The 19,076-nt window shown below is 55.8% G+C and carries 17 protein-coding genes; 11 read left to right on the top strand and 6 right to left on the bottom strand.

Annotated features, from left to right (window positions below):
- The first annotated feature begins 573 nt into the window (after window positions 1-573).
- The 11 genes from V8247_RS02925 to V8247_RS02875 all read left to right on the top strand — a co-directional run bounded on the left by V8247_RS02925 (window position 574) and on the right by V8247_RS02875 (window position 12,135).
- Complete coding sequence (locus V8247_RS02925; protein WP_375340874.1) at window positions 574-873, top strand: GIY-YIG nuclease family protein; 300 nt, start codon at window positions 574-576, stop codon at window positions 871-873.
- Window positions 874-1,222: 349 nt separating this feature from the next.
- Window positions 1,223-1,522, top strand: coding sequence for a GIY-YIG nuclease family protein (locus V8247_RS02920; RefSeq protein ID WP_375340873.1), 300 nt, complete (start codon window positions 1,223-1,225; stop codon window positions 1,520-1,522).
- Window positions 1,523-1,923: 401 nt separating this feature from the next.
- Entirely contained in the window at window positions 1,924-5,076 is a 3,153-nt protein-coding gene (locus V8247_RS02915; protein WP_338738595.1) for a hypothetical protein, read from the top strand.
- 568 nt (window positions 5,077-5,644) lie between these two features.
- Window positions 5,645-6,094: a hypothetical protein gene (locus V8247_RS02910; RefSeq protein WP_338738593.1), complete on the top strand. Its 450-nt coding sequence runs from the start codon at window positions 5,645-5,647 to the stop codon at window positions 6,092-6,094.
- Complete coding sequence (locus tag V8247_RS02905) at window positions 6,078-6,344, top strand: hypothetical protein (protein WP_338738591.1); 267 nt, start codon at window positions 6,078-6,080, stop codon at window positions 6,342-6,344. Before V8247_RS02910 ends, V8247_RS02905 begins: the two co-directional genes overlap by 17 nt.
- A 1,319-nt stretch (window positions 6,345-7,663) precedes the next feature.
- Complete coding sequence (locus V8247_RS02900; RefSeq protein ID WP_338738589.1) at window positions 7,664-8,548, top strand: branched-chain amino acid ABC transporter permease; 885 nt, start codon at window positions 7,664-7,666, stop codon at window positions 8,546-8,548.
- Entirely contained in the window at window positions 8,549-9,481 is a 933-nt protein-coding gene (locus V8247_RS02895) for a branched-chain amino acid ABC transporter permease (protein WP_338738587.1), read from the top strand. It abuts the gene before it with no gap.
- Between the two features lie 286 nt (window positions 9,482-9,767).
- Entirely contained in the window at window positions 9,768-10,556 is a 789-nt protein-coding gene (locus tag V8247_RS02890; RefSeq protein WP_338738585.1) for an ABC transporter ATP-binding protein, read from the top strand.
- Complete coding sequence (locus V8247_RS02885) at window positions 10,549-11,265, top strand: ABC transporter ATP-binding protein (RefSeq protein ID WP_338738583.1); 717 nt, start codon at window positions 10,549-10,551, stop codon at window positions 11,263-11,265. The genes V8247_RS02890 and V8247_RS02885 overlap by 8 nt, the downstream gene beginning before the upstream one ends.
- Window positions 11,266-11,298: 33 nt before the next feature.
- The gene (queD, locus tag V8247_RS02880) at window positions 11,299-11,664 is read left to right on the top strand and encodes a 6-carboxytetrahydropterin synthase QueD (protein WP_338738581.1); all 366 of its coding nucleotides are present in this window, start codon (window positions 11,299-11,301) and stop codon (window positions 11,662-11,664) included.
- Window positions 11,665-11,847: 183 nt separating this feature from the next.
- Window positions 11,848-12,135, top strand: a complete 288-nt coding sequence (locus tag V8247_RS02875; protein WP_338738578.1) for a GIY-YIG nuclease family protein — start codon at window positions 11,848-11,850, stop codon at window positions 12,133-12,135.
- Window positions 12,136-12,320: 185 nt separating this feature from the next.
- Here V8247_RS02875 and V8247_RS02870 read toward each other — a convergent pair whose 3' ends face one another.
- The 6 genes from V8247_RS02870 to V8247_RS02845 form a co-directional block, all read right to left on the bottom strand.
- On the bottom strand, window positions 12,321-13,481 hold the full coding sequence (locus V8247_RS02870; protein WP_338738576.1) for an ABC transporter substrate-binding protein: 1,161 nt from the start codon (window positions 13,479-13,481) through the stop codon (window positions 12,321-12,323).
- A gap of 517 nt (window positions 13,482-13,998) precedes the next feature.
- Window positions 13,999-15,582, bottom strand: coding sequence for an ATP-binding protein (locus V8247_RS02865; RefSeq protein WP_338738574.1), 1,584 nt, complete (start codon window positions 15,580-15,582; stop codon window positions 13,999-14,001).
- On the bottom strand, window positions 15,579-16,181 hold the full coding sequence (locus tag V8247_RS02860) for a hypothetical protein (RefSeq protein ID WP_338738572.1): 603 nt from the start codon (window positions 16,179-16,181) through the stop codon (window positions 15,579-15,581). Before V8247_RS02860 ends, V8247_RS02865 begins: the two co-directional genes overlap by 4 nt.
- Before the next feature lie 369 nt (window positions 16,182-16,550).
- The gene (locus tag V8247_RS02855) at window positions 16,551-17,102 is read right to left on the bottom strand and encodes a transposase (protein WP_338738569.1); all 552 of its coding nucleotides are present in this window, start codon (window positions 17,100-17,102) and stop codon (window positions 16,551-16,553) included.
- Between the two features lie 98 nt (window positions 17,103-17,200).
- On the bottom strand, window positions 17,201-17,407 hold the full coding sequence (locus V8247_RS02850) for a hypothetical protein (RefSeq protein WP_338738567.1): 207 nt from the start codon (window positions 17,405-17,407) through the stop codon (window positions 17,201-17,203).
- Window positions 17,408-17,743: 336 nt separating this feature from the next.
- Window positions 17,744-18,946 (bottom strand): DNA double-strand break repair nuclease NurA, encoded by a 1,203-nt coding sequence (locus V8247_RS02845; protein WP_338738565.1) that lies wholly within the window; start codon window positions 18,944-18,946, stop codon window positions 17,744-17,746.
- Between the last annotated feature and the right edge of the window lie 130 nt (window positions 18,947-19,076).

The following is a 19,076-nucleotide window of genomic DNA, read 5'->3' as shown; positions in this document are numbered from 1 at the left end:
CACGACAGCAAAAAGAGAAATCACAAATCCAAAGCACCAAATAACAAACAATATTAAAATCCTAAACTCAAAGGTTCAAAACGGGGATTTTTCCGTAGGGGAGAGGCATGCCTCTCCCGCCCCGGTGGCTCCCCGGCTTTCGCCGAGGAAGTAGGTATTAGATTGCCACAGCCGCCTGGCAGCGGCTTCGCAAAGACGGGTGACTTGTAAAGCTAAAATCGTTCTATGGCCGTTTGGCGGCTTTACAGGCTAAAAAACACTGATTTGGGCACGGCTGGACTGATTTCTTTACCATCACTAAGATGGACAGAAGAGTAGAAGTTGGTATTAGATTGCCACAGCCGCTGACGCGGCTTCGCAATGACGATAACGCTTAACCCATCCGTCATTACGAGGAGCGAAGCGACGTGGTAATCTAAATCATGGTAATCCAGTTACTCATTAGATTGCCACAGCCGCTGACGCGGCTTCGCAATGACGATAACGCTTAACCCCTCCGTCATTACGAGGAGCGAAGCGACGTGGTAATCTCGTCTTGAATGTCCGGTACGGCAAGGAGCCCTTTGTGTTAATATGGCGACGATGCGTGAAAAAACCTTTACCGTGTATATCATGGCATCCGAGCTTAATACGGTGATATATATCGGTGTTACTTCAAATCTAAAACAGCGGGTGTATCAGCACAAAGCCAAATTGGCCGACGGCTTCACCAGCCGATACAATATCAATAAGCTGGTGTATTACGAAACCTGTCCTCAGGCCGAAGGCGCCATCACCAGAGAGAAACAACTGAAGTCATGGTCGCGGAAACGGAAGAACGACCTGATAGAGAAGTTCAACCCTGAATGGCGAGATTTATATGATGAGATATGACAGAGTGGAAGTTGGTATTAGATTGCCACAGCCGCTGACGCGGCTTCGCAATGACGTATAAGGGTAGATGGCAGCTCGTCCGCAAAGACAAAACCCTTACCCCCTCCGTCATTACGAGGAGCGAAGCGACGTGGTAATCTAAATCATGGTAATCCAGTTACTCATTAGATTGCCACATCCGCTGCGCGGCTTCGCAATGACAGAATGGAAGATGGTATTAGATTGCCACAGCCGCTGACGCGGCTTCGCAATGACGATAACGCTTAACCCATCCGTCATTACGAGGAGCGAAGCGACGTGGTAATCTCGTCTTGAATGTCCGGTACGGCAAGGAGCCTTTTGTGTTAATATGGCGACGATGCGTGAAAAAACATTCGCCGTGTATATCATGGCATCCGAGTTTAATACGGTGATATATATCGGTGTTACTTCAAATCTAAAACAGCGGGTGTATCAGCACAAAGCCAAATTGGCCGACGGCTTCACCAGCCGATACAATATCAATAAGCTGGTGTATTACGAAACCTGTCCTCAGGCCGAAGGCGCCATCACCAGAGAGAAACAACTGAAGTCATGGTCGCGGAAACGGAAGAACGACCTGATAGAGAAGTTCAACCCTGAATGGCGAGATTTATATGATGAGATATGACAGGGCGGAAGTTGGTATTAGATTGCCACAGCCGCTGACGCGGCTTCGCAATGACGTATAAGGGTAGATGGCAGCTCGTCCGCAAAGACAAAACCCTTACCCCCTCCGTCATTACGAGGAGCGAAGCGACGTGGTAATCTAAATCATGGTAATCCAGTTACTCATTAGATTGCCACATCCGCTGCGCGGCTTCGCAATGACAGAATGGAAGATGGTATTAGATTGCCACACACCCTGCGGGTGTTCGCAATGACACATGTAGGTAGCTGATAGCTGACTGCTGATGGCTGACAGCTCGTCCGCTTGAACTCCGGTTACTAAAAGTACTATAGTATGGGTTGATTTAATATATGCCGAATCACATTCGGTACAATAAGAGTTTTTAGAAAGGCTTCTTAAACATGAAAAAACTCCACCGGATCTTCAACGTGCTGCTGACCGCAGCGATTATGGCCAGTCTGCTGATTACCTCAGTCATGCCGGTCAGCGCCGGCACTCATGAGTGGACGCAGTTTGCCACTCCTTCCGAGGAAGGCCTGGTCATGCCCAACAACATATATGACTCCGGCCTACTGACCATGGGCGCTGACGGCGCGCTGTACGCCTATGTCCGGTTTGGGGAAGAGACCAACAATGTGGTCTTACTTGACTGGGGCTATAATCTGGTCAAGTCCACCAACGGCGGCCGCACCTGGACGGCCACTGAAGTGCCCGGCGAGATTACCGCCATTGCCGCTTCGCCGACCGAGGCTAACGTGATTTATATCGCAGTTAATGTGGAGAATACACCGCCGCCCAGTTCCACTCCGCCGCCATCCACAACACCCTTCGCCGGTCAGGGCACAACGACGGCTACACCCATGACCGCCGGTTATACCCCCACCATCATGAAATCCACTGACGGCGGCAAGAACTTCACCACTATGGCGTCCCTGAACAGTTACGAATTTATCACCGCCATGGCCGTGGCCAAAGTGGGCGGTGCCTATAAGGTGATAGTGGGTACTTCCTACGGCGGTGCCACCTCAAAGAAAATGAGTGCGACTCCTTATGAGCTTTCCGGCGGCAACGTTTACATAATGGACGAAGCCGAATTCTTCAATACCCTGGTGCCGGTGGGCACGCCTGATTTTGCCACCGCCAATCCGGGGGCGCGGATTATCGACATCGAACTTTCGCCCAGCTTCGCCACCGACAGGGGTGTGGTGGTGCTGTCCACTGACGATAATATCTACAATTCATATAAATTAGGCGATTCCTATACCGCAGCCCTCATCTCCTATAACGTCGGCGGCGGCTCATGGGGAGCAACGCCCGGCGTGGAGATCACGCTGGCTGAAAGTAATGAACGCTCATATATCGCTTACGATATCTTCGGCCAACTGGCCCTGCCGACCGGTTTTTCCATATCCAACCCCAGTTACTATGTCGGCGTGGGCGCTTATGGCGGCGACGGCGGCGTTTACCGGGTAATGAACGGCGCGGCCGTGCTGATCAGCGAACCGATGCCGGTGGGCAGTCTGGATGTAACCGGTAGTTTTACTTCGGCTTCTTTGATTGCCGGCACCGCTTACGGTGAAGTTTATACTACTCTTAACTACGGGCAGGTCTGGACCCAGGGCAAGAAGCTCACCGGCGACGGGCCGGCCGAGGTGCTCTTCCGCGGCGACTTCGCTTCTTCCGGCGTTGCCTATGCTTTGACCACGCCGAGAATGGAAGGCTCCCCTTATGATGAAGCCGGCTTCCACCTTTCAGTGGACAAGGGCGTCAACTGGAACGGCCTGAGCCTTTTGAATTCAACCATTTATACCATTGACGACGTGGCTTTCGCCGCCAACGGCGACATCTTCATGATTACGTCTTCAGTAGCGCCGGATCAGTCACACCGCATGGGCGAAATCCAAAATTATGACAACCGGTCATTGTGGCGCTATTCCGGCGGCAACTGGGAGCGGGTGCTGGGCAACCAGGAACCCAATTACCTGACCAAGCTGGAACTTTCGCCCAATTACGCCTCCGACGGCGGTGTCTTCTTCATCGACGGCACTGACAACGGCACAACCGGCGGCGTTATCGTCGGCTCCACCGACCGGGGCCAGACCTTTGAGGCGCAGGTGGTGCCGCCGTTTGCCGGCAGTCCCGTCTGTTCCTATGAGGTCATTAACCTGAATACCTTTGTGGTGGGCACTACCGACGGCCGGTTCGCCCGCACCACCAACGGCGGTTTCTTCTGGGATGTCACCAACATCACGGAGATGACCGGCTATATCGCCGCCATTATCCGCTCCACCGACGGCTCCACCCTGGCGGCCATTGATGACAACGGCCGGGTGACCCGTTCCACCGACCTGGGTGTGACCTGGTCAGCGTCGCCCGAAGCGGCTCTGCCGGGCGCTGCGGCTCCGGTATCCATTACCTTTGAATACGGCTCCAATTCCAAGATCTGGGCTACCAGCTATAACAGCGGCGTTTTTGCCATGAATCTGACCGCCGCTACGCCTTCATGGGGCGACCGCTTTGATGACGGCGGCGACGCGCCGCTGTTTGATTCACCTAATTCCGTACCCAACACGGTCGACCAGGGCGTCGGCATTGCCTCCGGTATCGCTGTCGGCGGCGACTATGTCATCTATGCCATGGATGCCGATGCTGAACTCAGCCGGATTATGGCCGATGCTTCCCGTGCCGGTAAGATTTCGCCCTCCGACGATTTTACCGGGGCCAATAAGCTCTATATCCAGCCTCAGGCCGGAGCCAACAAGCTGTGGACCATCGGCGACGGCAATGAGCTTTATACCTATACCGACCACCTGGCGGTGCCTGTGCCGGGTGTCAGCATCGGCGCTTTCAATACCGGTTCAGCCACCGTTACCTGGACTGGTCTGCCGACCGCCGACACTTACGGTGTGGCCATTGTGGCCGGTTCAGAGGCCGCCAGTGACGTGTACACGGCTGTGCTGGCCGCGGACGACCTGGATACCCTGACCTATACTTTTAACAACCTGGATTCCAATACGGTGTATTCGGTGAGCGTCTGGGCGGTGGCTCCGGTGACCTCGTTCGTGGGCACCACCTCGTTTGCCACTCAACCGAACGCGCCGGGACAGACCGACCCGAACCTGGCGCCGCCGCCGGCGGCCCAGGACGTGCCGACCAATCCTTCGTTCCAGTGGTCGCCCATACCGGGGGCTACGGGGTATGTGGTTGAGGTGGGCACCGATTCCGGATTCACCAACCCGCAGCGTTTCTCCTCACCCATCGCCGCCTTCGCCTGGCCGGGCAGCCCGCTGAATAACGGCGCGGTGTACTACTGGCGCGTGGCGGCACAGACGGCTACCGGGCAGTCCGCCTGGGTGAGCGGCGTGTTCACTACCGCTGCGGCGGCTCAGCCGCAGGTGACGGTGACCCAGACGGCACAGCCGGGCATTACCCTGACCCAGTTGGGAGCGCCGGACGCCGAAGTGCCGACCTATATCTGGCTGATCATCGGCATCGGCGGTATTCTGACCATTCTGGTGACTGTGCTGATTGTCCGGACGCGGGCGGTAGTGTAGTTAAACTTTAAGCTATCAGCTTTCAGCTAACAGCTGTCAGCTTCAGAGGGAGCCTCCAGAAATGGAGGCTCCCTCTTTTAATATCTAATGGGTATAAATACTACCAATGCCACAAATACTACCAATTTCAAATATTTGAATATACCGAGTGGGCAGAATATTCAGTGAACAGTAGACAGTACGAGTATTCAGTACGGAGTGGATCCCCGGCTTTCGCCGAGGATGACATTAATTTTTGTTGTCATTACCCGCGAAAGCGGGTAATCCATGTAGCTGATGGCCGGAAAATACTACCAATGCCACAAATACTACCAATTTCAAATATTTGAATAGGAGTACCGATACTGCTTCGCGCCTTGTGGTCGCTCGCAGTGACGGGGAAGGGGGTCATTGTCACACTCCAACGTCATTGCGAGGCTACGCCGAAGCAATCCCGGTATTTGTTACTGTAAACTGCCAACTGTCGACTGCCTACTAAAAAGCTGACAGCTTTCGGCCTCATATTGACATCCCCGGCGCAAGGTACCATAATAAGTATATAAAAAGATACTAAAAAAGGTACGGAAAAATGCCAACAATATTCAATGATGAAATCGTCACTGCGACTGAACTCAAGGCTAAACAGAAGATGTGGTTTGAAAAGGCCTGGCGCAATCCGGTATCGGTGACCAGTGGTAAAAAGAAACTGGTTATCGTTAATCGGGAAACCGCGCGTCAGATGTATGCGTTCAACTATTACGCAGATTTATTGATCAGGCTCGGCCGGGAGCTGCGGTTAAGCCCCACGAGCGGGAGTAAGGTATTTTCCTGGATGATTCACCTTAACGCTGGTGAGATTGACGAATTTTATGATGAACTGCTGGCCGGATTTGAGGAAGCTGCCAGCCATAACCAGTGGGAACAACTGGAAGAGCTATTGGCCGCCTGGCAGGCGACCGCCGAGGCTAAAAGCAACCCCGCCACTGCCGTGCTTTTGAAGGACGGCCAGGCTGTCCGGGAGTATGTTCGTCTTGACTGAGCCGTCCGGCAAGTATGCCGTGTATCTGGAGAAAAACGCCGTGCTTAAGGGCTGGCGACAGCTTGAAAGCCAGTATCCGGAGCCGATGAAGCGCTGCAAGGCTTTTCTGGAGAAATCGCCGGCTGATACCATTAATTCAGCGGGGAAAGCCAAACGTCTCAAAGGTGAGTTGAAGTGGCTGCTGCAATATGATGTCACTGACAGCCACCGTATCCGGTATTGGATCAACCAGGAGGCGCGCAGCGTATAGGTGGAGTACGCCGGCCCGCATCCGTAGGAGTGGATCCCCCAGGAAATTCTAATATCCAGTAAACAGTAACGAGTTATTGAGGACGTGGATCCCCGGCTTTCGCCGGGGATGACATTTATTTTGTTGTCATTACCCGCGAAAGCGGGTAATCCATGTAGCTGATGGCCGGAAAATACTACCAATGCCACAAATACTACCAATCTCAAATATTTGAATAGGAGTACCGAGACTGCTTCGCGCCTTGTGGTCGCTCGCAGTGACGGGGAGGGGGTTGAAAGCTGAAACCTGACTGCTGAAAGCTCACCCTGCGAGGCTGCGCCGAAGCAATCCCGGTATTTTTTACTGTAAACTGCCGACTGTGACTGCCAGTGAAAGCTGATAGCTGAAAGCTCACCCTGCGAGGCTGCGCCGAAGCAATCCCGGTATTTTTTACTGTAAAAGCTGATTACTGCCAGCCGAAAGCTGATAGCTGAAAGCTGAAAGCTCCCCTGCGAGGCTGCGCCGAAGCTGAAAGCTCACCCTGCGAGGCTGCGCCGAAGCAATCCCGGTATTTTTTACTGTAAACTGCCGACTGTGTACTGATTACTGCCAGCCGAAAGCTGATAGCTGAAAGCTCACCCTGCGAGGCTGCGCCGAAGCAATCCCGGTATTTTTTACTGTAAACTGCCGACTGTGTACTGATTACTGCCAGCCGAAAGCTGAAAGCTCACCCTGCAAGGCCACGCCGAAGCAATCCCGGTATTCATTACTGTAAACTGCCGACTGTGTACTGATTACTGCCAGCCGAAAGCTGATAGCTGAAAGCTCACCCTGCGAGGCTGCGCCGAAGCAATCCCGGTATTTTTTACTGTAAACTGCCGACTGTGTACTGATTACTGCCAGCCGAAAGCTGATAGCTGAAAGCTCCCTGCGACGCCGAAGCAATCCCGGTATTTTTTACTGTAAACTGCCGACTGTGTACTGATTACTGAGCAGCGAAAGCTAGCTGAAAGCTCATAGCTGAAACTGCGACTGGTACTTAAGCCAGCCCTCACCCTGCGAGCCTGCGCCGAAGCAATCCCGGGTTTTTTTACTGTAAACTGCCGACTGTGTACTGATTACTGCCAGCCGGAAGCTGATAGCTGAAAGCTCACCCTGCAAGGCCACGCCGAAGCAATCCCGGTATTCATTACTGTAAACTGCCGACTGTGTACTGCCTACTAAAAGGCTGATAGCTGATAGCTGACGGCTGATAGCTTATTACGGTATAATACCGCGATGGTTGCCGATTTCGGCCTCATCTGTTATATTAACGCGGATTTTCCGACCAGGGACAAGATTTGAACTGGGAACAGATAATTGTAAATTCAGCGGTCACCGGCAGCCTGTATCTGATATCGGCGGTCGGGCTGACGCTGCTATACGGCCTGGTCAAGTTCCCCAACTTCGCCCACGCCGAATTCATGGCCATCGGCGGCTTCCTTGGCTACTTCATCGCCGAACAGCTCGGTTGGCCGCTGTTTATAGCCTATCCGGTGGCCTTCATGGGCGCCGGTGTCGTTGGTTTTTTGAGCTACCGCGGTGTTTTCAAGCCGCTGGCCGATAAAGCCGGGACGACTATTATCCATTTGATGGTGGCCTCTATGGCTCTGGGCTTCATCCTGCGCCATACCGCCGGCGAAATTTGGGGCTTTTCCTCCCGCACCTTCAATATCATCTGGCCCATTTACGAGATCGGCTCTCTGCGTGTCAGCCTCCACTGGATAATCATCATCGCCACCGCGGTTGCCGTCGGCGCGGGGATGCATTACATGCTGACCCGCACCAAGATCGGCAAAGCCATCCGGGCTACTTCATCCAACCCCCGTCTGGCGCTGGCTGCCGGCATCGATACCACCAAAGTGTTGATGATTACCTGGTTTGTGTCCGCCGGTCTGGCCGGCATCGCCGGGTTGTTCCGCGGCGTGGAAACCCGGATTACGCCCTATGTCGGCTGGGACATCATCCTGCCGACCTTCGCCGTGGTGGTGCTGGGCGGCATCGGCAGCTTCTACGGCGCCATGGTGGCGGCCTTTGCCATCGGGCTGGCGGAGAATATCGGTGTGGTGCTGTTGTCCGAAATAGGCCTGTCCACCCAGTACCGCATGGCAATACCGTTCGTTATTTTAATTATCGTGCTGATATTCCGGCCTCAGGGGCTGGCGAAAGCGTTCAAGGGTAACTAAATGGAGCCGTTACTGGTATATGCGCTGAATGCCCTGGTTTACGTCGGCATCTTCGCCATCGTAGCCAAGTCTCTTAACGCCGAATACGGTTACACCGGTCTGGCCAACTTCGGCAAGGTGGCCTTCTTCATGATCGGCGCATACGGCTACGCCTTGCTGGTACAGGCGGGGGTGTTCTGGGGGCTGGCGCTGGTGCTGGCGGCGGTCATCGCCTCACTCTTCGGCCTTTTAATCTCCCTGCCGGCCATCCGGCTCCGGGAAGACTACCTGGCTATCGTCACCCTGACCTTCGGCGAAATTCTGCGCATCTTCTTCAAGGCCGAGGACTGGCTGGCCAACGGCGTCTGGGGCATCAATATTCCCTCGGTTTTCGCCCAGGGTGATTTCGCTCTCCGGCTGTGGCTCAACCTGGCTCTGGTGGCTTTCGTGCTGCTGCTGAGTTACCTCTTCATGCGTTACCTGGCTAATTCACCCTTCGGGCGCATCATGCGCGCCCTGCGTGACGATGAAGTAGCCGCCGACTCCATCGGCAAGAACCGTGTCAAGTATAAAGCCATCGTCTTCATGGTCGGCTCGGCCATGGCCGGCCTGGGCGGGGCGCTCTTTGCTAATTTCGTCGGTTATATCACCCCGGACTCCTTCCTGCCCATTATCACCTTTACTATCTGGATGATGGTCATCCTGGGCGGTCCGGGCAGTAATATCGGCGTTATCGTCGGCGCCGCGGCGGTTCAACTCTTCGAGCGCGGCACTATCATCCTCAAGGACTATATTACTTTACCGATTGACCCGACCAATCTCCAGAACATCATGTTCGGCCTTATCATTATCCTGATACTGATGTACCGCCCCGGCGGCCTGTTCAAGGAGAGCAAGATCAACACCCTGGGCACAAGGAGGGCCATGCGATGGCTGAATCCCTCCTCAAAATGACGCTGTGTGCTTCAATTAATCCCGTAAACAATAGCCGGAACCGGGTAGCAACCTGTTTTGGTATTGAATATTTGAATTTAGGATTTGTTTGGGATTTAGAAATTAGGATTTGGAATTTCCGTAAAGGAGGGCCATGCGATGGTTGAACCCCTCCTCGAAATGACGCCGAAGACTCTTCTGAACAAAGCCCGAAACCGGTCAGGTTTTGGTATTGGATATTGGAATTTTGGATTTGTTTGGGATTTAGAAATTAGGATTTGGAATTTCCGTAAAGGAGGGCCATGCGATGGCTGAATCCCTCCTCAAAGTAGAAAACCTGCAAAAATACTACGGCGGGCTGTGCGCCGTGGCCGGGGTGGACCTGGAAGTCGGGCGCGGACAGTTTGTCGGCCTGGTGGGTCCCAACGGCTGCGGCAAGACGACGCTGCTGTCCTCCATTTACGGTCTGCGTCCTGCCACTTCCGGCAGGGTCACCTTCGCCGGACGCGACATTGAGAAAATGATGCCGCACCAGATATATGACCTGGGCATGGCCAACGCCTTCCAGTTCCCCCGGTTGTTCCCGACGATGTCGGTGCTGGATAACATGATAATCGCTGCCCGGAACCAGCCCGGCGACAACATCTTCAACAGCCTGTTCCGCCGCGGCGCGTGGCACCGGGACGAGGACCGTCTGGCTATCCGCGCCATGGAACTGCTGGAGCTGCTCAATATATCCCACCTGACCTTTTCCAAGGCAGGCGAGATGTCCGGCGGCCAGCAGAAACTGCTGGAGATCGGCCGGTCGCTGATGTCGGAGCCGGAACTGCTGCTGCTGGATGAACCGGCCGCCGGCGTCAATCCGGTGCTGGGCAAGCAGATATTTGAAGAACTTGACCGGCTCAAGGCCGAAAAGGGCATGAGCTTCCTGGTTATTGAACACCGGCTGGAACTCCTGATGGCGCATGCTGACTGGGTGTATGTCATGGACCGCGGCCGGGTAGTGCTTCAGGGCAAACCGGAGCAGGTGGTCAATGACCCGGTGTTCTTTGAGGTTTATATCGGCAGCGGGGCTGTGGAGGCCGGTAATGAGTGATATCCTGACCGCTGAAAATATCGTTGCCGGCTACGGCGACGTCCATATCGTCCAGAACGTTTCCATCCGCCTGGAAGAAGGCGGCAACGTGGCGGTCATCGGACCCAACGGCTCCGGCAAATCCACCCTTTTGAAAGCCCTGCTGGGTTTCGCCCGGTTGTTTGAGGGCAAAGTCACCTTCGGCGGGCGGGACGTCACCGATATTACACCTGACAAGACGGTGGCCATGGGGCTGGGTTACGTGTCCCAGACCGATAATGTCTTCGCTAACCTCACTATCCAGGAGAACCTGGAGATGGGCGCTTTTACCCGGAACGACGGCGCCGGCGTTAAAGCCGATATCGAGCGGATGTACCAGATGTTCCCGGAGCTGGAGCGGCGTAAGAAGTTTTATGCCGGCAGCCTGTCCGGCGGCGAGCGCCAGATGCTGGCCATCGCCCGGGCGATGATGGCCAACCCGCGGGCTTTGCTGCTGGATGAGCCGCTGGCCTCGCTGTCCCACAAGGCGGTGGAGACCATTATCGACAAGCTCCGGCTCATCAACGAGTCCGGCACGGCGCTGATGATTATCGAGCAGAACACCCGCCGGATTCTGGCTTTCTCCGAACGCGCCTACGTGCTGGTCACCGGCAAGCTGGCGCTGGAAGGCCCGGCGGCCACCATCCTGGAGAACGAGGACGCCCGCAAGCGCTACCTGGGCCTGGGCTGATAGCACTGCCGGCCGGCAGGGGAGATTAAACCTATGTACCGTATCAGTGTGGAAAGCCATTTCGACGCCGCCCACTTCCTCCGCGGCTACGGCGGCAAATGCGAACAGCTCCACGGCCACCGCTACCGGGTAATGGTCAAAGTGGCCGCTGCCGAACTGGATGACACCGGTCTGGCCTGTGACTTCACCGAACTCAAAGCCCTGCTGAAGCCGGTTTTGGCGCGCTATGACCATACCCTCCTGAATGACGTACCGCCCTTCGACGGCATCAACCCTTCCGCTGAGAACATCGCCAGGGTCATCTATGAGGCGCTGGCGCCGGAGATCACCGGCGTGACGCTGGAATCGGTCAAGGTGTGGGAGTCGCCGGAGTCTTCGGCCGAATACAGTCCTGATTAAGAGCAGTCAGTCTTTAGCTTGGAGCACCGAGACTGCTTCGCGTCCTCCGGCCTCTCGCAGAGATGGGAGTGGTGCGAACTTGCTTTTCCGTACGTCGTTTCCTCCATACGTCATTGCGAGCCTACGGCGAAGCAATCTCGGTTTCTCGTTCTTGACAGACTTTTCTGATAAATTACTTATTCAATGGACAAATTATTCTGCGTATACATCTTGGCTAATAAAACCGGTACAGCACTGTATGTAGGTGTGACCAGCAACCTCCCAGGCCGGGTTTATCAACACAAGGAAAAGATGGCTGATGGATTTACAAAGAAATATCGGATAGACAAACTTGTTTGGTACGAAGTGCATGAAACAGCCGAATCGGCCATTAGTCGTGAGAAAAAGCTCAAAGGCAGTTCAAGGCAGAGGAAAATCAATCTTATAAACGAATTGAATCCCGAATGGAAGGACCTTTATACAGACCTTTAACCGAGACTGCTTCGCGCCTGTTGGTCGCTCGCAGTGACGGGAGCGAAGCAATCTCGGCACCCTGTTTCGGTCATTCGATATTGTAGTTTTGGATTTGTTTGGTGCTTTGATATTAGACATTAGATATTAAAAGAAAGGAAGGGCGCCCATCGGGCGCCCTTCCTTTCTTTACCGTAAACTAAAAACTACTGGTCGATGAGCCGAACCTGCTCGTACTTGAAGCCTGCGCCGTCTGCGACGACTTTCCAGACCTCAAAGGTAGCATTCTGGCGATCGCCATACTGGTCGAAGGTAATTACACCGGAAACGCCGGAGTAATTGCTACCGATTCTCTTGATCTCGGCGGAGATGGCGGAAGCACTGTTATAGTCAACGTTCTTCATCGCCTGAAGTACCAGCTTGGCGGCGTCATAGACGGTATCGCTGTAGGTACCCGGAGCGCGTTCGAAGCGGGCTTCGTACTGCTGGGCGAAGGTGGCGGCGATAGCCAACCCTTCCGGAGCGACCGGGTTGGTGCCGATGACATTATCCCGCATGAAAGCGGCGGCAGCAGCGTCTTCCAGGGTGCGATCAGCCTTGACGCCTTCGGAGGTGATCCACTGTGCGGTATCCAGGCCGACCTGGGCGGCTTGGCGGAAGACGATTTGAGCGTCATCCTGGTAGCCGGCGTGAACGACGACATCCGGATTCGCGGCCTTGAGTTGCTGAAGCTCGGACTGGTAGTCGAGTTTGAGCGGGTCGTATTTGATGTAGGATACAACATTGCCGGCGCCGACCAGGCTCTGAACTTCATTACCGATACCGACGCCGTACTGATTGTCCTGAACGATGATGCCGACTCTCTGATAGCCTTCTTCAGAGATAATCTGGGCCATGGCGCGACCTTGAAGAGTATCGGAAGGCGCGGTGCGGATGAAGTACTGTCGCCATGACTGTTGCCCGATGTCAGGTGAAGTGGCTGAAGGTGAAATCAGCAGAACGCCGTTGTCGGCAGCCCACTGGCCGGCAGCCATGACAGCGCCGGAAATCATGGGGCCGATGATGACCTTGACCTGATTAACGGTGGCTAGTTTCTTGACGGCTTCGAATCCAGCGGTGGGGTCGGTCTTGCCGTCTTCAACGATGAGTTCGACGTCGCGGCCATCGATGCCGCCGGCGGCGTTGATCTGTTCAACAGCCAGAACGATGCCGTCGCGGATAGGACCGCCGATACCGGACAGCGCGCCGGTGAGGTCCATGACCGCGCCGATTTTAATGGTGTCCTTGGAACAGCCGGCGGCCGGAATCAACAAGGCCATAACCAGCAGTGCCCCCAGGATTTTCACAACCAGTGCTTTTTTGAACATACCTGGAACCCTCCTAAAAAGATGTTAATGTTTTGATATTACAATGACGCTTCGTTATTGTCAAGGATGTCTGGGCCTTAAGGACTAGTACCGGGGCGGCGCAAAGACGGGAAAATACTACCAATTTCCAATACTTCAACAAAAGTACCGAGACTCCTTCGCGCCGGCTGGTCGCTCGCAGTGACGGGGAGGGGGGCTGAAAGCTGATAGCTGACTGCTGATGGCTGAAAGCTAAACCAAAAGTTTCAAAACGTGGACTTTTCCGTAGGGGAGAGGCATGCCTCTCCCGCCCGGTGGGTACTCGGCTTTCGCCGAGGATGACATTTATTTTGTTGTCATTACCCTCACTTTTTGTCATTACCCGCGAAAGCGGGTAATCCAGGAAGCTGACGGCTGGCAGCTGACAACTCGCCTTGCGAGGCTGCGCCGAAGCAATCCCGGTATTCATTACTGTAAACTGCTGACTGTTTACTGTCTACTGCCTACTAAAAAGCTGATGGCTGACAGCTGACAGCTTTTATTCCCACAACTCCTCAATCTCCTTATCCGTCACCTGCGCCGCGGTGTCGCCCCAGTCGCCGTAGTCACTGCCGTATTCCCGCGGCGTGAAGGCCACCGGCATGGGCACGGCGTGGCCGAAGATGAGCGCCTGCTGGCGGGAAGACAGCTTGGCCAGCACGTTTTTCAATTCGTTCTTGCCTGACACGCCGGACAGCACCGCGTCAATATCCTTTTCCGAGTCCAGCAGGCAGGTGATCTTGGTACCGAGCTGGGACATGATCTCATCGTCAATGCCCGACGGCCGCTGATCTATGATCAGCAGGGTGACGGAATACTTGCGCATCTCGCGGGCGATGGTGCCGAAGATGGTCTGGGAGGCCACGCCGGAGTTCAGGAACTTGTGGGCTTCCTCGATAGTGATTACCAGGGGCGTGGGGTAGCCGCTGTCGGCAGCCACCGCTTTCTCGGTGCGGTCGCGGTAGGAAGCGTAGATGCGCCGGGTCAGCAGGTTGGCGACCAGCATGTAGGCGGTGATATCGGTATAACGGCCGAATTCCAGCACCACGTGCTTGCCGGATTCCAGGTATTTCAGCATGGTGTCCACCACATCGCCGGGGGCGTTGGGGGCGATAAACGGCAGCCGCCGGATGGTGTTCAGGCCGCGCCTGAGGTTCTGGAAGGTGCTTTCATGAATTTTCAGCTCATCCAGGGTGGCGGAATCCTCAATGTCCTCAGCGGCGGTGAACCACCCCTTGCCGTAATGCCGGCGCAACTGATACACCGCTTCCACCGCGGCATCGGTCAGGTTGAGGGTCTGACGCAGCAGGGAGATGTCCTCCGGCTCGATTTCCTCCAGGCCGATCCTGACGACAAAATCGGTGGATACGCCGCGCTGGCGGGAGTTTTCTTCATCCAGGGTAAAGACGGCCACCTTGGACGGGAAGAGCTGTTTCAGGGCTTTGACCTTGCGCCCCTTGCCTTCAAATGTCCCGGCCCAGCCGTACTCCGAGTGCATGTCAAAGACCAGATTGACCGCGGCGGATTTCTGCAGCAGGCCGATGAGCAGCATGCGGGTCAGGAAGGTCTTGCCGGTGCCGCTTTTACCGAAGATGCCGTTGGAGCGTTTGGCCAGATTCTGCAAGTCCAGACAGAGCTTGACCTCCATGTCCAGCGGGTTGCCGATCCAGAATTTTTTGGCGTCTTCCTTGCCGAAGACCAACTCGATGTCGGCCGCTGAGGCCTCCTTGACGGGCGAGAAGTGCCCAGGTATCGTCTTGACCGGCTGGGGGCCGTCTATGGCCGTTTCAGTGCCTCCTATGGTCAGATAAGGGGCGACATGCAGCGAGCCGTAGGCCGAAGTTCCGGTCAGGATTTCAGACAGAAAGCCGTCATCGGACGGCGGGGAAACGGTCAGCGCCGGGTCGGTGACGCCGAGGGAAACGTCGGTAATCATGCCGAAGAAACGGCGCTTGTTTCCCTCAATGGTGACGTAGCGGCCGACGGCCATGTCTTCAATGGAGGCCGCGCCGTCCAGCTTGACCTCAATGCCCTTGTTCAGTGAACCGGCGGTAACGATGCCCAGGTGGTGTTCCATGCTCATGACCCCAGCCTCTCCAGTATGGTTTTCAAGCGATTATAATCAGCGGCCAGCAGCCGCGCCAGCGTCTGTCCGGCGGCGACCAGGAAAGCCCGGCGCTCCTCGCCTTCATAGGCGGCGCCGATAGCCCGCAACGCCGCGGCGGTCAGTTCCTCCGGCGGGACCGGTCCTTGGGCAGCCAGCAGCAGCGGGATGAAACCGGCCCGGGCGCTGAAGTCCCGGATCTCAGCGGCGGCGCATTCATGGATGAAGCCGTGGAGCCGGGCGGGGCGGGGCGGCAGGTGGTGACGGATGGTGCCGTCAGGGCCGGCATGGCCGGCAATGACCGCCTCAATCTCACAGCGCATCAGTTTCTCCAGATGGGGGTTGGCGGCGAAGACGGCGTCTTCGTCAGTCTCGTCCCGGCCGCGGGCCACCGGCTTGCGGCCGGGTTCCATGGAGGTGGTGGCGGCGTGGGATACCACAGCGTAGACGACGATGCCGTCCACGGTGGTTTTCACCAGCGCCCCCAGCGCCGGCGCGGCGTTCAGGTCATAGCACTGGGCGGTGAAGCCGGTGGAGGCGGTTTCAATAATTTCGGCGATTTTAGATTCTGGATTCATTGGATTATAGCTCCCATATCAGTGTAGCGTTATCAGACTGGAGAAAAGTTTGAAGTCCAGGGACGTTATGAATAGCTTTGTAGGGGTCGGGCATGCCCGACCCGCCCCGGTCAATGGCTAATCGGGGATGGTGATTGTCAATTTGGCCGTTAGGTTTGAACGTCAAGATCTTTACGATGCGGGCGAGGCATGCCTCGCCCCTACGGAAACACCCGACGTTATGAATAGCTTTGTAGGGGTCGGGCATGCCCGACCCGCCCCGGTCAATGGCTAATCGGGGATGGTGGTGATTGATTTGGCCGTTAGGTCTGAACGTCAAGATCTTTACGATGCGGGCGAGGCATGCCTCGCCCCTACGGAAACACGTCTTCATTGAATGTCACCCTCGTGGTATTCTGGGTCGTCCGTCCACCGGGCTGGATTCCACGCGATGTATTCCCGTATACGGGCAAGGTCTTCTTCGTTCCGGACGACGTGCTCATAATAGCCGCGTTGCCAAACTGATGCGGATATCAATCCGTCCTGCTTCAAACGTCGGGTTACCGCTGATTTAAATGAACCGATGACAGTCCCGACAACAGTACGCCGAGGGGCAGGGTGTTGTAGGGGCGAGGCATGCCTCGCCCGCCCCGTTATGTCCGGGATATGAACAATACCGTGGAAATGGTTCGGCATGACCACCCATTCGTCAATTTCAATGTCGGGGGAATGTTTGATAATATCCTTCCAGCATTGTTCGGTCATCGTGCCGAGAGCGCTCACGGTTATCGTACCATCTGTGACTTCACCGAACAGGCATTTTTTGTCCTGTACGCAAACGGTAATAAAATACACTGCGGCCGTGGAATAATCATACTCTTTTAGCCGGGTATTTTTCCGAACCGGGAAAGATTCAGTCTTTATGCGGGTTGGTTTATTCATGACGTCTGCTTTACGATGCGGGCGAGGCATGCCTCGCCCCCGTGAGAAACCCCGCTCCGCCACATTAACCGGCCTGTGAGCCGATAGTATCGGTAGCTTTACCTGGATTTCCTTTGTTCATGATCCAGAGTGAACACAATGGCTATGATGCTGGCAAAAAGCATTGAGCCGTAGTAAAGAAGCGAATCAACCTCAACGCTTTGAATGAAGCCTCCAGCTTTCATGAAGGAAGCATTGAGTCCTGCCATGCCGAGCAATCCAATGAACAGCGCGACGGAGATGATGATCTTGCCTCTCAAGCTCATATGTGGCCTCCTGCGATTTTCCTGGCGATAAGCCTAGCACTTCGGTAATCAGGGTTCAAGGCATGCCCAACTGGTGGATGGCCATTCGTGGATGGTGGTGACTAGTTTGACCGTTGTATTTGAATGTCACGTTCTTTACGATGCGGGCGAGGCATGCCTCGCCCCTACGGAAAAGCCGGGTTTTACGAATAGCTTTGTAGGGGTCGGGCATGCCCGACCCGCCCAGGTTTCCCATGTTTAGAGTATTGAATATTTGAATTTGTTTAGACATTAGATATTCTTTCTCAGCTGATAGCTGAAAGCTGACGGCTGACAGCTGACGGCTGACAGCTCGCCTCACAACCACCTCGCCTGCTTGCTGAAACTCTTGGCGGACACGGTCTCATTCAAACCTTCTTCCCGCAGATAAACATCAATTACCTCGTAAAAAACCGCCCGGTCGGCGCCGGTGACCACGGCCTGCTCATGGGCCTCGGCGAGGGCGACGGGATAACCCTGGCCCTTCCTGGCCTGTTCCAGCACCAGCGTGTGCAGCAAATCCAGCCGACCCGGCAGTTCCGCCAGCCATAGCGGCAGTTCTACCCTGGCGACCTCGTCCTCCAGCTTGAGGTAGAAGAAGCCGATGCGGTGGCCGCCGTAGTACTGGCCGATGACCTTGGAGGTGCTTTCGAAGACCGCGGAGCGCTGTCCGGTTTCCAGAAAACGTTCAAATAATTCGGCATCGCTGACGCCGGACAGGGTGTCGCAGGGGCGGGCGCCGTTTTTGAGCTGCCCGCAGTGCCGGTCGCAGTTAGCCGGTTCGTACGGGCAGACGGCCAGCCGCAGGGTGTTGACCACCTCCTCGCCGCCGGGGCGTGAGATATAAGAGGCTACGGCCAGTTCCCGTTCATTGCACCGGCGCTGAAACTCGTCCAGGCACTTGACGTAGCCGTTCTCCAGCAGTTCCCGCAGGACGTAGGCTTCGTAATTGGCGGTGGTCAGACTCCAGCGGATGAGCGAGCCGTCGGACAAGGCCAGCGCCGGATGTTCCGGGGGCAGGGCGGCGGAGAGCTCCGCCAGTGCCTGGAACTCTTCCACGTCCCGCTTGATGCCCAGCAAAGCCCCGGTGAGCGGCGTCGCCCGGGGGCCGTCCGGGTCCTGAATGTATAAATCAGCATCATCCGCCAGCAGCCGCGGGCGGCTGTCCAGGGCCGCGTCGGGGATGGCGCCGTAATCCAGCCGCACCGTGCCGATATTGATCAGCCGGCAGGCGGCGGCCTGGTGGCGGTCAAGGTCAATATGGGAGCCGTCGGCGGCCACCACGGAGTAATCGGCGGGCGGCGGTGGGGCAGGGTAGCGCTCGTTAAGGTTGCCGGTCGGGGCGGCCAGCAGGAAGGAGGTTTTGCTGAGGCGAACCTTTTCGCTCAGTACGGCCCCGTCGGCGGTGCTGATGGTTTTAGCCGCGGCATCCAGATGAGCCCGCTTTTCAGCGGCGCCCTGTTTCAGGCCGGCGGCCATGGCGCCGATTTGCCCGGCTACTTTGGTAATATCCAGCGACAAGCGGTACCTCCCGTTGATATGTACAGTATAAGCCAAAACCGTGACAGCTGTCAGTCCGGATTTCGGCGGCGGCTGACGACAGGGGGTCTTTTCAGGTACAATTAGCGCAGTCAAACCGGCACGAAGGAGG

Origin of the sequence: Dehalogenimonas sp. W (genome assembly GCF_037094495.1) — a bacterium.
GTDB lineage: Bacteria > Chloroflexota > Dehalococcoidia > Dehalococcoidales > Dehalococcoidaceae > Dehalogenimonas > Dehalogenimonas loeffleri.
The sequence above is the reverse complement of the archived record's forward strand: the minus strand, read 5'-3'. Positions and strand labels throughout refer to the sequence as shown.